15 protein-coding genes are annotated in these 15694 nt (G+C 63.4%); 13 read left to right on the top strand and 2 right to left on the bottom strand.

The window, feature by feature from the left end:
• Positions 1 to 180 precede the first annotated feature (180 nt).
• The 6 genes from LB516_RS22965 (at position 181) to gndA (ending at position 5978) form a co-directional block, all read left to right on the top strand.
• Positions 181 to 1083 carry a GntR family transcriptional regulator gene (locus LB516_RS22965; RefSeq protein ID WP_224720421.1) on the top strand — a complete coding sequence of 301 codons (903 nt, stop codon included), beginning with the start codon at positions 181 to 183 and terminating at the stop codon, positions 1081 to 1083.
• 118 nt (positions 1084 to 1201) lie between these two features.
• Positions 1202 to 1558, top strand: coding sequence for a DUF2946 family protein (locus LB516_RS22960; protein ID WP_224587523.1), 357 nt, complete (start codon positions 1202 to 1204; stop codon positions 1556 to 1558).
• Positions 1559 to 1652: 94 nt separating this feature from the next.
• Positions 1653 to 2195 (top strand): copper chaperone PCu(A)C, encoded by a 543-nt coding sequence (locus LB516_RS22955; RefSeq protein WP_224720420.1) that lies wholly within the window; start codon positions 1653 to 1655, stop codon positions 2193 to 2195.
• A gap of 37 nt (positions 2196 to 2232) precedes the next feature.
• Positions 2233 to 2751 carry a YcnI family protein gene (locus tag LB516_RS22950; RefSeq protein ID WP_140661681.1) on the top strand — a complete coding sequence of 173 codons (519 nt, stop codon included), beginning with the start codon at positions 2233 to 2235 and terminating at the stop codon, positions 2749 to 2751.
• Between the two features lie 51 nt (positions 2752 to 2802).
• Positions 2803 to 4437 (top strand): copper resistance CopC/CopD family protein, encoded by a 1635-nt coding sequence (locus tag LB516_RS22945; protein WP_224642512.1) that lies wholly within the window; start codon positions 2803 to 2805, stop codon positions 4435 to 4437.
• 116 nt (positions 4438 to 4553) lie between these two features.
• A complete protein-coding gene (gene gndA / locus LB516_RS22940) occupies positions 4554 to 5978 on the top strand; it encodes an NADP-dependent phosphogluconate dehydrogenase (RefSeq protein WP_224720419.1) in 1425 nt (474 codons plus the stop codon).
• 49 nt (positions 5979 to 6027) lie between these two features.
• On the opposite strand, the gene LB516_RS22935 is transcribed toward gndA, so the two are convergent.
• Positions 6028 to 6960 carry a LysR family transcriptional regulator gene (locus tag LB516_RS22935; protein WP_224528962.1) on the bottom strand — a complete coding sequence of 311 codons (933 nt, stop codon included), beginning with the start codon at positions 6958 to 6960 and terminating at the stop codon, positions 6028 to 6030.
• A gap of 95 nt (positions 6961 to 7055) precedes the next feature.
• Between LB516_RS22935 and LB516_RS22930 the strand changes: the two genes are divergently transcribed.
• Complete coding sequence (locus LB516_RS22930) at positions 7056 to 7928, top strand: NAD(P)H-dependent oxidoreductase (RefSeq protein ID WP_224720418.1); 873 nt, start codon at positions 7056 to 7058, stop codon at positions 7926 to 7928.
• On the opposite strand, the gene LB516_RS22925 is transcribed toward LB516_RS22930, so the two are convergent.
• A complete protein-coding gene (locus tag LB516_RS22925) occupies positions 7910 to 8959 on the bottom strand; it encodes a LacI family transcriptional regulator (RefSeq protein WP_140618913.1) in 1050 nt (349 codons plus the stop codon). The genes LB516_RS22930 and LB516_RS22925 overlap by 19 nt on opposite strands.
• 400 nt (positions 8960 to 9359) lie before the next feature.
• Between LB516_RS22925 and LB516_RS22920 the strand changes: the two genes are divergently transcribed.
• The 6 genes from LB516_RS22920 (at position 9360) to LB516_RS22895 (ending at position 15591) form a co-directional block, all read left to right on the top strand.
• Positions 9360 to 10598: an ABC transporter substrate-binding protein gene (locus LB516_RS22920; protein ID WP_140875080.1), complete on the top strand. Its 1239-nt coding sequence runs from the start codon at positions 9360 to 9362 to the stop codon at positions 10596 to 10598.
• A gap of 97 nt (positions 10599 to 10695) precedes the next feature.
• Positions 10696 to 11589: a carbohydrate ABC transporter permease gene (locus LB516_RS22915; RefSeq protein ID WP_015315676.1), complete on the top strand. Its 894-nt coding sequence runs from the start codon at positions 10696 to 10698 to the stop codon at positions 11587 to 11589.
• Positions 11582 to 12517, top strand: coding sequence for a carbohydrate ABC transporter permease (locus tag LB516_RS22910; RefSeq protein WP_140618911.1), 936 nt, complete (start codon positions 11582 to 11584; stop codon positions 12515 to 12517). The genes LB516_RS22915 and LB516_RS22910 overlap by 8 nt, the downstream gene beginning before the upstream one ends.
• Positions 12517 to 13620 (top strand): ABC transporter ATP-binding protein, encoded by a 1104-nt coding sequence (locus LB516_RS22905; protein WP_411969424.1) that lies wholly within the window; start codon positions 12517 to 12519, stop codon positions 13618 to 13620. The genes LB516_RS22910 and LB516_RS22905 overlap by 1 nt, the downstream gene beginning before the upstream one ends.
• 55 nt (positions 13621 to 13675) lie before the next feature.
• A complete protein-coding gene (locus tag LB516_RS22900; RefSeq protein WP_015315679.1) occupies positions 13676 to 14422 on the top strand; it encodes a sugar phosphate isomerase/epimerase family protein in 747 nt (248 codons plus the stop codon).
• 11 nt (positions 14423 to 14433) lie between these two features.
• On the top strand, positions 14434 to 15591 hold the full coding sequence (locus LB516_RS22895; protein WP_140713182.1) for a Gfo/Idh/MocA family protein: 1158 nt from the start codon (positions 14434 to 14436) through the stop codon (positions 15589 to 15591).
• Positions 15592 to 15694 lie beyond the last annotated feature (103 nt).

Raw genomic sequence — 15694 nt, 5'->3', positions numbered from 1 at the left:
TGCGCGGATTGACACGCGCCTGTTAAGAGTTAATGTCTTTTATCGTGAAAAAACAGTTTTGCGTCAATTGTTTTTTCACGGCGGTTCCGCCTTGGGTAAGTGGTGGCGCTGCGGACGATGGAACGTCATATTGCGCTTCAAGCCGGCCGCCGCAAGCGCTGGCGTGCAATGGGTCAGGGGATGTCGAAGAGCAACAACGTCTACAAGGACGCCTATAACCGTTGTCTGAGGCTGCTCGATGAGACGCGCAGCCTGCCTTCGGAACCGGAACTTGGCGCCTTGCTGGGAGTCAGCCGCACGACCGTGCGCAGCATCCTGGCGCGCATGGAAGAGACCGGGCTGATCGCCTGGAACAAGCGCGCCAAGACGGTGCTGCGCGACCCACGTGCGGATGATTTCTTTCCCGAGGAAGAGACCGACACGCTGGCCGAGATCATCGAACGGTCCTTCATGCGCAGGCTGCTGGCCGGCGGCGCCGAGGCCGGTATGCAGATCAACGAGCTCGAACTGGCGCGCGAGATCGGCGTCGGCACCACCAGCGTACGCGAGTTCCTGATCCGCTTCTCCCGCTTCGGCCTGATCGAAAAACGCCGCAACAGCCATTGGGTGCTGAAAGGCTTCACGCGGGCCTTCGCGCTGGAACTGACCGAGATCCGCGAAATGTTCGAATTGCGCTCGGCCGCCGCATTCACCGCGCTGCCGCAGGACAGTCCGGTATGGGGTGATCTCGATCGGCTGGAGGAGGAACACCGCGTTCTGGCACGCGAGATCGCGACGCGTTTCAATGAGTTCTCGGAGCTGGACGAGCGCTTGCACCGGCTCATTCATCGCGCCTCGCGCAACCGCTTCATCGTCGATTTCTACGACGTCATCGCCATGATCTTCCACTACCACTACCAGTGGAACAAGGCGCAGGAACGCGAGCGCAACGAAGTCGCGATCGGCGAGCATCTGGCCTATATCGAGGCGCTCAAGTCGCGCGATCTCGGCAAGGTCGATGCCGCCTGCCGCAAGCACCTGAAGTCGGCCCGCCAGACATTGCTGACCTCCATTCCGGAAAGCCGGCCATCCCAAAAGAACTGATCCTGCCGTGTTGCCGCAGCATGGAATTGCCGATTTTCGACCTCTGGCTGCCGTGGTAGGGATAGTCATCGATCGTTTGAAGAGGCAAATGGTGAACCGCCGGGAGAGACGCTGGAGCATGCCGGTCGCGCTTGTCGCGGCCTGTCTGCTGTTGCTCCAGTCGACACTTGGTGCGTTCGCCTTCAGCATCGGGCCTGATACCGCGCAGCTCGATGCCTTCGGCAACGTCATCTGTACCCATGATGGCGCCACACAGCTTCCCGGCGGCGACCAGCACCCGTCCCATCCGCCGGCCTGCTGCACACTCGGCTGCAGCATGTTTTCGCCGGCCTATGCGCCGCCGGCCGATGCCGGGCTTGCACTTGCGTCTCTTTCCTTCGAGACCGTCGCCTTCGTCTTCCCGGCGACCACGCATCTCGACTTCGCCCGCGAACGCTCCCCATCGAACCCGCGCGCGCCGCCATTGGCGGCTTGAGCCTGCTTGCTTGCGGAACCTTTCGCGAGCGTACTCATCCAAGATCAAGCATTCGCGACCGGCGACGGCGCGATCATCACGTCATGGAGCAACCATGTCCCATTCTTTCCGTATATCGGCGGGCACTGTGTTCGGCCGCACCCTGTCCCGCTTCAAAGCCGATTTCGGCATTGCCGCGTTGGCCCTCGCGCTTGTCTTCCTGGGCGCCCAGGCCGTCCTGGCGCATGAATTCAAGGTCGGCGATCTCGAAATCGAACACCCCTGGTCGCGCGCCACGCCAGCCGGCGCCAAGGTGGCCGGCGGCTATTTCACCATCGTCAACAAGGGCAGTACACCGGACCGGCTGCTGTCGATTTCCTCCGACGTCTCGGAAAAGGCCGAGCTGCATCAAATGGGCGTCAAGGACGGCGTCATGACCATGCGGCCAGTGGATGGTGCCCTGGAAGTCCCGGCAGGCGGCAAGGTCGCGCTGGCGCCCGGTGGCTACCACCTGATGTTCATCGGCCTGAAGCGGCAACCCAAGCAGGGTGAAAAATTCGCCGCCACGCTGACCTTCGAGAAGGCCGGCACGGTCAATATCGAGTTCGCCGTCGAAGGCATGGGCGAAATGGGCGGCATGGACGACCACGCCAATTGATCGCGCCGATCACCAATTTTGAATCTGAGGGACCATCATGAACAAATATCTTTTGGCGGCCGGCGCGTTTCTCGTGTTGGGGACAAATGCCGCCTTCGCGCACATCACGCTCGAGACCCAGGAGGCGGCAGTCGGCTCGACCTACAAGGCTGTGCTGCGCGTGCCGCATGGCTGCGACGGCAAGGCGACGACGGCCGTGCGCGTGCAGATCCCGGAAGGGGTGATCGCGGTGAAGCCGATGCCGAAGCCAGGCTGGACGCTGCAGGCCAAGAAGGGCAAATATGAAAAATCCTACCAGCTCTATGGTCAGGCGGTTGCCGATGGGGTCAAGGAAATCGACTGGAGCGGCGGCAATTTGCCGGATGAATTCTACGACGAGTTCGTCTTCCGCGCGACGCTGACGGCCGACCTGCCCGTCGGCCAGAAGCTGTACTTCCCGGTGGTGCAGGAATGCGGCGATGCCGCGGCCCGCTGGATCGAGATTCCGGCGGCCGGACAGGATGAGGACGCGCTGGAGAACCCGGCGCCCGGCATCAAGCTCACGCCGAAGAAATAGCTTTTCTCCCTGGCGCTCTGCCTGTCGGAGCGCCGCATCCCATGGCACGGCATGATCGCAATACCTTCCTGGATGGTCGATACGAACAGCAAGCTCGTCGGCTGGATTGCCGGCGGGCTGCTCGCCGCGGCCATGGCGCTCATCGTCATGGCCTCGACAAGCCAGGCCCTTGCCCATGCGGCGCTGATCAAGACCGATCCGGCCGACGGTGCGGTGCTGGCGCAGGCCCCGGCGCGGTTCTCGCTGACCTTCAGCGAGCCGGTCTCGCCGCTGGTGCTGACGTTGGTGATGCCCGACGGCACCCCGGTTCCGCTGACCGACTTCCGTCTCAGCGACCAGACGGTCGAGATCGACAATCCGCGGGCGCTCAAATCCGGCACGCATGTGCTGAGCTGGCGTGTCATTTCCGCCGACGGCCATCCGGTCGGCGGCTCGCTGCTGTTTTCCGTCGGCGCGCCAAGCGAGCCGCCGGCCGTCTCCGAGGCGATTGACTGGCCGCTGCGGTCGGCGATCTGGATCGGCAATGTTTTTCTCTACATGGGCCTTTTCTTCGGCATTGGCGGCGCGTTCGCCTTTGCCTGGCTGGCCGGGGATGGCCGTGCCGGCCGTCGCTTTGTCACGGCCGCGATCTTGTGCGGGCTGGTGGCGGCACCCTTGTCGCTGGGCTTTCAGGGTCTCGATGCGCTGGGGGCGCCGCTCTCCCATCTGGCGCAGCCGGTGATCTGGCGCACCGGGCTCGGCACCAGCTTCGGCTGGACGGTGCTGATCGCCCTGGTCGCCTTGGGACTTGGCCTGCTGTCGCTGGCCGGACCGCGCGCGGCCGCCAGGCCGCTTGCCCTTGCCGGACTGGCTGGCGTCGGCGTCGCACTCGCCGCCAGCGGCCATGCCAGTGCCGCCGAGCCGCAATGGCTGACACGGCCGCTGGTCTTCGTGCATGGCGTCGGCATCGCTTTCTGGGCGGGCGCTTTGGTGCCGCTCGGTCTCGCGCTGAAGCGTCAAGCGGCGGGCGCCGTCGAATTCCTGCACCACTTCTCATGGGCAATCCTGCCTGTGGTGGCCTTGCTTGCCGCGGCAGGCATCGTGCTGGCCGTGATCCAGGTGCAGATACCCTCGGCGCTGCTCGACACAGCCTATGGCCGGCTGCTGCTGGTCAAGCTCGTGCTGCTGGTCTTCCTGTTCACCCTTGCCGCAGTCAATCGCTGGAAGCTCACCGCTTCGGCCGAGGCGGGAGCGACCGAGGTGCAACGCAGGCTCACCCGCTCGGTCAGCGTCGAAGTGCTGATCGTGCTGGCGATCTTCGGAGTCGCCGCGGGCTGGCGCTTCACGCCGCCGCCACGAGCACTGGCGATCGCGGCGGCGCAGCCGGTTTCGGTCCACATCCATGCGCTGCAGGCGATGGCCGATCTCAGCATCACGCCAGGCCATGCGGGGCCGGTGGTCGCCTCGATGATCATCATGACCGGCGATTTCGGACCGCTCGACGCCAAGGAGGTGACGCTGGTGCTGTCGAAGCCCGATTCCGGCATCGAACCGCTGAAGCGCGCGGCGACCAGGCCCGGCGACGGCAGCTGGCGTGTCGACAACCTCATCATCCCGGTACCCGGCCGCTGGATGGTGCGCATAGACATCCTGGTCTCGGACTTCGAGATGGTGAAGATCGAGGCGCCGGTCGACATCAGACCGTAACGCCCCAGCCACACAATTGGGCGAGGCGGTTGACGCGGGCCTGAAGGGCCGTCAATCATTCAAGCAACAATGAGCGCAAGCTCGAAAACACCAGATCCGAAAGCAGGGAAGAAACGATGGAAAAAGCCGAAATCGGCCTGATCGGCCTTGGCACTATGGGCTCCAACCTGGCGCTGAATATCGCCGAGCACGGGCACCGCATCGCCGTCTTCAACCGCACAAGGGCACGCACCGACGCTTTCGTCGAGAATTCCGGTGCGCTCAGGGACATGGTCGTCCCCTGCTACAGCCTGGAGGAACTCGCCGCCGCGATCCGGCCGCCGCGTCCGATCATCATCATGGTGCTGGCCGGCAAGCCGGTCGACGAGCAGATCGAAGCGCTGCGTGGCGTGCTGTCCGACAACGATATCGTCATCGATGCCGGCAATGCCAATTTCCGCGATACGATGCGGCGCTTTTCCGAGCTCTCTGGCTCGGGTTTGACCTTCATCGGCATGGGTGTCTCCGGCGGCGAGGAGGGCGCGCGCCACGGACCCTCGATCATGGTCGGCGGCACGGAAGACTCCTGGAAACGCGTCGAGAAGGTGCTGACCGCGATCTCCGCCAAGTTCAAGGAGGAACCTTGCGCCGCATGGCTCGGCACCGACGGCGCCGGGCATTTCGTCAAGACCATCCACAACGGCATCGAATATGCCGACATGCAGATGATCGCCGAAATCTACGGCATCCTGCGTGACGGCCTCGGCATGGGGCCGAAGGAGATCGGCACGGTATTTTCCAACTGGAACAAGGGCCGGCTCAATTCCTACCTGATCGAGATCACCGCCAAGGTGCTCGCCGCCGACGATCCGAAGACCGGCAAGCCGGTGGTCGACATCATCCTCGACCGCGCCGGCCAGAAGGGCACCGGCAAATGGTCCGTCATCGAGGCGCAGCAGCTCGGCATTCCGGCGACCGCGATCGAAGCGGCGGTGGCGGCGCGCGTGCTGTCGTCGATCAAGGACGAGCGGCAGGCGGCGGAAAAAGCCTATGGCAATATCGGCGTGGCCAGGATTTCCGGCGACAAGGACGCGCTGCTGAAAGACCTCGAACTGGCGCTGTTCGCCGGCAAGATCGCCGCCTACGCGCAGGGCTTCGCGGTGATGAGCGGCGCTTCGAAGGAGTTCAACTGGAACCTGCCGATGCCGACGATCGCCAAGATCTGGCGCGCCGGCTGCATCATCCGCTCGCAGATGCTCGACACGATGGCCGAGGCTTTCAGTGGTGGCGCTTCCACCAACCTGTTGATGGCGCCTGCCTTCATCAGCCTGATGCAGGAGGCGCATCCGTCGCTGCGGCGCGTCGTGGCGAGGGCTTCCGAAGCCGGCGCGCCGGTGCCTGCACTGTCTTCGGCTCTTGCCTATTTCGACAGCTACCGCCAGGGCCGCGGCACCTCGAACCTGATCCAGGCGCAGCGCGACTTCTTCGGGGCGCATGGTTTCGAGCGCATCGGCGAGCAGGGCGCGTTCCACGGACCGTGGGGCAGCGGCGCGGCTGGCTAGATCACGCTATGAAGACATCCGGCTTAGCTTGGCTGCCGTGCCGGAATACTCACCGCTCCACATGTGGCTTCTCGATTCCGGGGATGCCGCCGACCTGTTGGGCAAGAAAATCGACCAGCAGCCGGACCCGGGCGATGCCCGCCCGTTCGGGGACGATCAGCATGCTGAGCGGAACCGAAGGCAGCGCATAGTCAGGCAGAATCGCTTCAAGCCGGCCGGACGCCAGGAGATCGCCGACAAGCCATTGGTGGGCGGGCGCAATGCCGCGCCCGGCGAGCAGGGCTTCGCGTGCGGCAAGCCCGTGGTCGACCCGGAGGCGCCCTGCAAACGGCACTGTATGGCGGTTGCCGTCTGGTCCTTGCAGCACAAGGGTGTCGCTGCCGGCAACGTTTGACATCCGGATACCTTCGTGATCGGCCAGGTCCCCGGGACCTTCAGGCCTGCCGCGTTCAGCGAGATAGTCGGGCGCCCCCACGAGCAGTCGCCGGGATTGGCCGAGCGCTCGCAATTTCATGGAACTGTCGGTGAGCGGGCCGAGACGAAGCGCGATGTCGACGCCTTCCATGACGAGGTCGATGCGTTCGTCGGTGAGGCTGAGATCGACGCCGATGTCGCGATAGCGGTCCTGAAACGCGAAGATAAGCCGGCTGACATGCAGCACCCCAATGGCGGCGGTGCAGGAGAGCCGGATCGTGCCCGCGGGCGCCGCGCGCGTGCCGCGAACCTCGTCGCCCGCCTGTTCGACAAGGCGCAGGATCTGCACGCTGTCTGCATAATAGCGGCTGCCCTCATCGGTCATCGTGACACGCCGGGTGGTCCTGCTGAGCAGGGCGACGCCGACGGCCTCCTCCAGTTCCCTCAAATGGCGCGTGACTGTCGACTGGCCGATCCTGAGTTCACGCGCGACCGCCGACAGACTGCCTCGTTCAGCAACGCGCACGAAGGTGCGCATGCGCTCGAGCGTGACAGCTGATTTATCCATTAATCGGCAGAATATTATGCATTCTCGACATGTAGCGGATGATGCGGCTGTTGGCTATCTCAGGGTCAATGTTTCCAACAGAGGATCGACGGATCATGAAAGTCCTACTTGTCTTTGCCCATCCCGAGCCACGGTCGCTCAACGGCACGCTCCGTGACGTCGCCGTCAAGGAACTCAAGGCTCAAGGCCACGAGGTTCGGGTGTCCGACCTCTATGCGGACGGTTGGAAATCGGAGGTCGACCGCGCTGACTTCCCCGAGCTTTCGCCAGACGCGCGGCTGGTGCCGGTGGGGGCCTCCAAACAAGTATACGAGTCCAATGCTCTGACCGCAGACGTCAAGACCGAGATCGAGAAGCTGCTTTGGGCCGATGCGCTGATCCTGCAGTTTCCGCTGTGGTGGTTCACCATGCCGGCGATTTTGAAAGGCTGGGTCGATCGGGTCTTCGCCTACGGCTTCGCCTACGGCGTCGGCGAACATAGCGACAAGCGATGGGGTGACCGGTACGGCGAGGGCACACTCGCGGGCAAGCGAGCGATGCTGATTGTGACAGCCGGCGGCTGGGAGGATCATTACTCCCCGCGCGGCGTCAACGGACCGATCGACGACCTGCTGTTCCCGATCAATCACGGAATCCTCTATTATCCGGGCTACGACGTGCTTCCGCCGTTCGTGATGTACAGTGCGGACCGTCTCGATGCGGCGGGCTTCGAGCTTGTCGCCGAACGCCTGCGCGAACGGATGCGGACACTGGCGACCACGGCGCCCATTCCCTATCGGCGGCAGAATGGTGGCGATTATCTGATCCCGAGCATGCGGCTTCGTGCCGAACTAGCCGATCCGGGAGCAACCGGCTTCGGACTTCATGTGAACCGCGGGGCTACCGACCAGAACGGTTCCTGGTTTGACGGGATGCATGTGGACTTGCCCGATCAGATCCGGGCAGACGCTCAGTCAGAGCGCCGATAGGCCACGACGCCCTTCGGTTCGCTCAGGCTCTGCAGCGAGCCGGGCGCGGCGCCGCCGATCCAGCCGAGCACCGAGCGGGCGAGTTCGGACCCGGCCAGGCGGAAGTCTTCGTTCACGACCAGCAATTCATGCCTGAACAGATGCAGCAGTTCCGACGACTGCTTCGACACCACGTCTACGTCGCGGCCGAGCTTCAGGCCGGCGTCCTCGATGCCGGCGACGATGGCGAGGGTCGCGGCGGCGGCGCTGCTGACGATGCCGTCCGGCCTGATGTCGCGCCGCATCAGCTGCGCGGTCCTCCTCCTGATCTGTTCGATCGAGTGGTCGATCGAAACGGTGTTGAACGGTACCTCGCTGGCGCCGACTTCGCTCAGAGCGTCGGCAAAGCCGTCGACCGTGTGGCGGTAGTAGCTCAAACCCACCGGCGGCGTCACCAAAGCGAGCCGGCGGCGGCCCAGGCCGGCGAGATGGCGCACCGCCTCGGCCGCGAAGGCGTAATTGTCGAAATCATGATAGGGATGCACGAGCCCCATATCGGTGCGGCCGTGGGTCGCGAAGGGAATGCCGCGCTCCAGCATGTAGCGGGCCCGGGGATCGTTCGGCTGCGTGCGTGAAATGATGACGCCGTCGGCGGAGCCGGTCTCCACGAGATAGCGCACCGGATCCAGCGGATCCTGCGAGCGCGAATAAGGCGTGACGATCAGGTGGTAGGGCGTGTCGGCGATGACTTCCGTGACGCCATAGATGATGTCGGAGACAAAGCTCATGAGTTCGTGCTCGGTGTTGAGCACGAGGCTGATGACATTGGTCTTGCCGGTCCTGAGGCGCACGCCGGCGCGGTTCGGCCGATAGCCGATCTGCTTGGCCACGAGCTGGACTCGGCGCCTGGTCTCGGCGCCGATCTCGGGCGCGTCCTTCAAGGCCCGCGAGACGGTGGTGACGCCGAGCCCGGTCATGAAGGCAAGCGTCTTCAGCGTCGGCCGCTCCTGTGCCGTCGCCTCGTCATCCTTGGCCGTGCGCTGTCTGTTCATCCGTCCCGCCCATCAGGCGCATAGCAGCCGCCGGGCAGCCCGGCAATGTTGCGGCCGCTCCCCATGGCGCGTCACCTACAGTGGAAGTAGTATACTGAAACGTTACAGCTTGTCACGATCGGTGTAAACGGGCGCGGGCGGACGCAAAAAGACGCCGTCAACCGCGAGGCGAAAAAGCGTTGGGATTCAGAGGGAAGCGTGCTCTTGGCAAGTTTCTTGCTGCTTTTGCCTAGAGAGCGGTGCAGTTTTGCATATTGCGCCGCACAACGCCGCAGCAGCGAGATGATTTTGTTCGCAGCTCGAAAAATGTCAAAGTGACACTTGCCGGAAGGGTTGCGTATGGTCTCCAATTGCCGTATCGAAAATCTGTAACGTTTCAGATTTCTGGGAGGAAGCCGAAATGCGATACAAATTCCTGACCGCTGCCTTTGCCGCGACGGTTGCTTTCAACTTTGCCGGGCCGGCGGCCGCGACCGATCTGGAAGTCACCCATTGGTGGACCTCCGGCGGCGAGGCGGCGGCGGTCGCCGAACTCGCCAAGGCATTCGACGCCACCGGCAATCACTGGGTCGACGGCGCCATCGCCGGATCCGGCGGCACGGCGCGGCCGATCATGATCAGCCGCATCACCGGCGGCGATCCAATGGGGGCCACGCAGTTCAATCACGGCAGGCAAGCGGAAGAGCTGGTTCAGGCTGGCCTGATGCGCGACCTCACCGATGTCGCCACCAAGGGCAAGTGGACGGAAGTGGTACGGCCCAAGAGCCTGCTCGACTCTTGCACCATCGACGGCAAGATCTATTGCGTGCCGGTCAACATCCATTCCTGGCAGTGGCTGTGGCTGTCGAACGCGGCGTTCGAGAAGGCCGGCGTGCCGGTGCCGAAGAACTGGAACGAGTATGTGGCCGCCGCTCCGGCGCTGGAGAAGGCAGGCATCGTGCCGCTCGCGGTCGGTGGGCAGGCCTGGCAGGCATCGGGCGCCTTCGACGTGCTGCTTGCCGCGGTCGGCGGAACCGACACCTTCCTCAAGGTCTACAAGGACAAGGACGCCAAGTTCGCAGCCGGTCCTGAAGTCGCCAAGGTGTTCAAAGCGGCCGACGATGCACGCAAGATGGCCAAGAACACGAATGTGCAGGACTGGAACCAGGCCACCAACATGGTCATCACCGGCAAGGCCGGCGGCCAGATCATGGGTGACTGGGCGCAGGGCGAGTTCCAGGTCGCCGGCAAGACCGCCGGCAAGGACTACACCTGCCTTCCCGGCCTCGGCCTGAACGAGGTCATCGCAACGGGCGGCGACGCCTTCTATTTCCCGCTGCTCAAGGACGCCGACAAGGCCAAGGCGCAGGAGGTGCTGGCCGAGACGCTGCTCGATCCCAAGACCCAGGTCGCCTTCAACCTCAAGAAGGGCTCGCTGCCGGTGCGCGGCGACGTCGACCTCAACGCGGCCAATGACTGCATGAAGAAAGGCCTCGCCATCCTGGCCAAGGGCGCGGTCATCCCGTGGACGGACCAGCTGCTCTCGCAGGACAGCCAGAAGCAGAAGGAGGACCTGTTCTCGGAGTTCTTCGCCAAGCCCGACATGAGCCTCGAAGAGGCGCAGAAGCGCTTCGCCGACATCATCGCTTCGGCTGATTGACGACCGACGAGCCGCCCGCTCCCGACCTTGCCAGACAGGGCCGGGAGCCAAGGCGTGCTGACTTTCCGCCCTTATCCGATCGAGCACGGCTGTACCGATGAGCAAGAGCGAACGCCCGAGCCAACTCTTCCGCAATCTCAACGCGAAGGTCGCTTCGATCCCGATGATCCTCACCGCAATGGTGGTCTTTGTCGGCGGCACCGCGTGGACGGTGCTCTATTCCTTCACCAATTCGAAGCTGCTGCCGCGGCTGAATTTCGTCGGGCTCGACCAGTATTACCGGCTGTGGGCGACGCCGCGCTGGCTGATTTCGATCGAGAACCTCTTGATCTACGGTGTGATCTCACTGGTGTTCTCGCTGGTGATCGGTTTCCTGCTGGCGGCCCTGCTCGACCAGAAGATCCGTTTCGAGGACACGTTCCGCACCATCTTCCTCTACCCCTTCGCGCTCTCCTTCATCGTCACCGGCCTTGTCTGGCAATGGCTGCTCAATCCGGATTTCGGCGTCCAGGGCGTGGTACGAAGCCTCGGCTGGACCAGCTTCGACTTCAATCCGCTCTACAATTCCAGCATCGTCATCTACGGCATATCGATCGCGGCGCTTTGGCAAGGCACGGGGCTGATCATGTGCCTGATGCTGGCGGGCCTGCGCGGCATCGACGAGGACATCTGGAAGGCCGCACGGGTGGACGGGATTCCCATGTGGAAGACTTATCTGTTCATCATCATCCCGATGATGCGGCCGGTGTTCATCACCACGCTGGTGATCATCGCGTCCGGCATCGTCAAGGTCTATGACCTCGTCGTCGCGCAGACCAGCGGCGGGCCGGGCATCGCCTCCGAAGTGCCGGCCAAATACGTCTACGACTACATGTTCTTCGCCCAGAATCTCGGCCAGGGCTTTGCCGCCTCGACCATGATGCTGCTGTCGGTGATGATCGTCATCGTGCCGTGGGCCTATCTTGAATTCGGAGGCCGCAAGCGTGTCTGATCATGCCGTCTCCTTGTCCGCCACGTCGTCAAACCTCCGGGCTGGCGCCTCCGGCCCGAGCGGACCGAAGCCGCGGCACATGTTCTCGCGCCGTAACATTTTCCTGTACGGCACGCTCGTCGTGGTGGCGCTCTACTATCTCCTGCCGCTCTATGTGATGGTCGTCACCTCGCTGAAGGGCATGCCGGAGATCCGCCTCGGCAACATTTTCTCGCCGCCGCTCGAGATCACCTTCGAGCCCTGGGTCAAGGCGTGGTCGCAGGCCTGCACCGGACTCAATTGCGACGGGCTCTCGCGCGGGTTCTGGAATTCGGTGCGCATCACCGTTCCCTCGGTGATCCTGTCGATCGCAATCGCCTCGGTGAACGGCTACGCGCTGGCCAACTGGCGCTTCAAGGGCGCCGACACCTTCTTCGTCATCCTGATCGTCGGCGCCTTCATTCCCTACCAGGTGATGATCTATCCCATCGTCATCATCCTGCGCGAGATCGGCCTCTATGGCAGCCTTACCGGCCTGGTGATCGTGCATTCCATTTTCGGCATGCCGATCCTGACGCTTCTGTTCCGCAATTATTTCACCTCCATGCCGGAGGAACTGTTCCGGGCGGCGCGCGTCGATGGCGCCGGCTTCTGGGGCATCTACCTGCGCATCATGCTGCCGATGTCACTGCCGATCTTCGTCGTCGCCGTCATCCTGCAGGTGACCGGCATCTGGAACGACTTCCTGTTCGGCGTCGTCTACACCCGTCCCGACACCTATCCGATGACGGTGCAGCTCAACAACATCGTCAATTCGGTGCAAGGCGTGAAGGAATACAACGTCAACATGGCCGCCACCATCCTGACCGGGTTGGTGCCGCTGATCGTCTATTTCATTTCCGGCAAATTGTTCGTGCGCGGCATCGCCGCCGGCGCGGTGAAAGGGTGATGGCGATGGCGGCGAACGGCACCAGCGTTTCGATCCAAGACCTGTCGCTGAACTTCGGCGCGGTCTCGGTGCTGCAGACGCTCAATCTCGATGTCGCCGAAGGCGAGTTCATCGTGCTGCTCGGACCCTCCGGCTGCGGCAAGTCGACCTTGCTCAACTGCATCGCCGGCCTGCTCGACATTTCGGAAGGCCGCATCTTCATCAAGGGCAAGAACGTCACCTGGGAAGAGCCCAAGGACCGCGGCATCGGCATGGTCTTTCAGTCCTATGCGCTCTATCCGCAAATGACGGTGGAGAAGAACCTGTCCTTCGGGCTGCGTGTCGCCGGCATCGCCAAGGACGAGATCGCCAAGCGCATCGCGCGCGCCGCCGAGATCCTGCAGATCGAGCCGTTGCTGCAGCGCAAGCCGGCGGCCCTTTCCGGCGGCCAGCGCCAGCGCGTGGCGATCGGACGGGCGCTGGTGCGCGATGTCGACGTCTTCCTGTTCGACGAACCGCTGTCCAATCTCGATGCCAAGCTGCGTTCAGAGCTGCGCGTCGAGATCAAGCTTCTGCACCGCAAGCTGCAGAACACGATGATCTATGTCACCCACGACCAGATCGAGGCGATGACCCTGGCCGACCGCATCGCGGTGATGAAGGGCGGCGTCATCCAGCAGCTCGACGCGCCGCAGACCATCTACAACCGCCCGGTCAACCGGTTTGTCGCCGGCTTCCTCGGTTCGCCTGCGATGAATTTCGTCGAGGGGCAGCTGGAGACCGGCACGACGGCGGTGTTCAAGACCGGGGATTTGACCATACCGCTCGAGCGCTATGGCTTCGATGGCGCCGGCAACAAGAGCGGGCCTTGCGTGTTCGGGATTCGCCCCGAGCACGTTGCCTTTGGCGAGGCCGCGAATTCCATGCCCTTCGCCACCGATGCCGCCGTCGAGATCGTCGAGCCGATGGGCTCCGATACGCTGGTGTGGACGAAGCTCGGCGGCCGCATTTTTTCCTTCCGTGTCGAGGCGGAAAAAACGCTGCGCAATGGCGACCCGATCAGGATCGGCTTTGATCCTGCCCGCGCCTCGCTGTTCGATACTCCATCCGGCAACCGCATGTAGCTCCCAAGAAAACCATCCTCCCAAGGACAATCCCCAAGCAGAACGGACAGAGACGATGAACTGGTCATTCCAACTTTACAGCGCCCGCAATTTCTTGCCCTGGACCGATGTGCTCGAAATGCTCGGCAAGCTCGGCTACGCCGAGGTCGAAGGGTTCGGCGGCGTCTATGACGATCCCAAGGCCTTCCGCGCCGAGCTCGACAAGAACGGCCTTGCCATGCCGACCGGGCATTTTTCCATCGATGCGCTGGAGAATGATTTCGACGGTGTGCGCCGGATCGCCGAAACGCTCGGCGTCAAGCTTTTGATCTGTCCCTATCTGATGGCCGAGGACAGGCCATCCGACGCCGCCGGCTGGCGCGCCTTTGGCGAGCGCCTGGCCAAGGTCGGCGAGGTCGCGTCGAAGGCCGGCTATGGCTTCGCCTGGCACAACCATGATTTCGAGTTCAAGACACTCGCCGACGGCTCGGTGCCGCAGGACCATATCCTGTCGTCCGCGCCCAATATAGGCTGGGAAATGGACGTCGCCTGGGTAGTGCGCGGCGGCTCCGACCCGCTGCCCTGGATCGAAAAGCAGGGCCAGCGCATCGTCGCCGTCCATGTCAAGGACATGGCGAAGGCGGGCGAGGGGCTGGATGAGGATGGCTGGTCGGATGTCGGCCACGGCACGATCGATTGGGCCGGCCTGATCAAGGTGCTGCGGGCCAAGAGCGCGGCGAAATACTTTGTCATGGAACAGGACAATCCCAACGACATCGAGCGCTTCGCCCGCCGCTCGATCGCAACCGTCAAGAGCTACTAGGAACAACCACCATGGCAAAGAAGCTGGGTACTGGGAAATTGGGTGTTGGCGTCATCGGCTGCGGCAACATCTCGAAGGCGTATTTTTCGCTGGCGCCGTTGTTTCGCGGCATCGAGATGCGCGCCTGCGCCGACATCAACATGGACGCGGCCAGGGCGCGGGCGAAGGAATTCAAGCTGCGCGCCGAGACCGTCGAGGATCTGCTCAAGGCCGACGATATCGACATCATCGTCAACCTGACCATTCCGGCCGTGCATTACGAAGTCTCGAAGCAGGTGCTCGATGCCGGCAAGCATGTCTATTCCGAAAAGCCGTTCGTGCTGTCGCTCAAGGAGGGTCAGGACCTCAAGGCGCGGGCCCAGAAGAGGGGGCTGCGCATAGGCTCGGCGCCGGACACGTTCCTCGGCGGCGCGCACCAGCTGGTGCGCGAACTGATCGACGAGGGGAAGCTTGGCAAGATCACCAGCGGCACTTGCCACGTCATGGGCCACGGCATGGAGCATTGGCACCCCAATCCCGACTTCTTCTTCCAGCCCGGGGCGGGACCAGTGCTGGACATCGGACCGTACTACATCACCAATCTGATCCAGCTGATCGGGCCGGTGAAGCAGGTGGCGGCCTTCGCGACGACCCCGGCCAAGGAACGGACCATCAGCTCAAAGCCGCGCGCAGGCGAAAAAATCCCGGTCAACACGCCGACCACCATCCATGGCCTGCTGGAATTCGAGAACGGCGCCGTGGTGACGCTGAACACCAGCTGGGATGTGTGGGCTCACGGCCACGCGCCGATGGAACTCTATGGCGAGGGCGGGACGGTGTTCGTGCCGGATCCGAACTTCTTCGGCGGCGACGTGCGCTTCACCGAAGAAGGCAAGCCGGTCAAGAAGCTGCCGAAATGGAAGCATCCGCTTGGCGTTCCCAATGAGATGCATGGCCAAGGCATGATGGCCAATTACCGCACGGCGGGCCTGGCCGACATGGCGCTGGCGATCGCCGAAGGGCGGCCGCACCGCTGCTCGATGGAACTCGCGCTGCATGCCGTCGATGTCATGACCGGCCTCCTGCGCTCCGGCGAAACCGGCAAGTTCGTCGCCATGCAGACCACTTGCGAGCGTCCGGCCGCGCTTGGCGTCAAGCAGGCCAAGGAGCTGCTGGCCAAGAAGACGTAGTCGCATGGATTATCGATAATTTTGCCTTACCCCTCTCCCCGTTCCTCCGGGGAGGGGGTAAAGGATGGGGTACGGGCATGCTCATCGCCTCTGCGATGACGGT

It is taken from the genome of Mesorhizobium sp. CO1-1-7, assembly GCF_020164885.1.
In the GTDB taxonomy this organism is placed as follows: domain Bacteria; phylum Pseudomonadota; class Alphaproteobacteria; order Rhizobiales; family Rhizobiaceae; genus Mesorhizobium; species Mesorhizobium australicum.
This window is presented reverse-complemented; position numbering and strand designations above follow the sequence as displayed.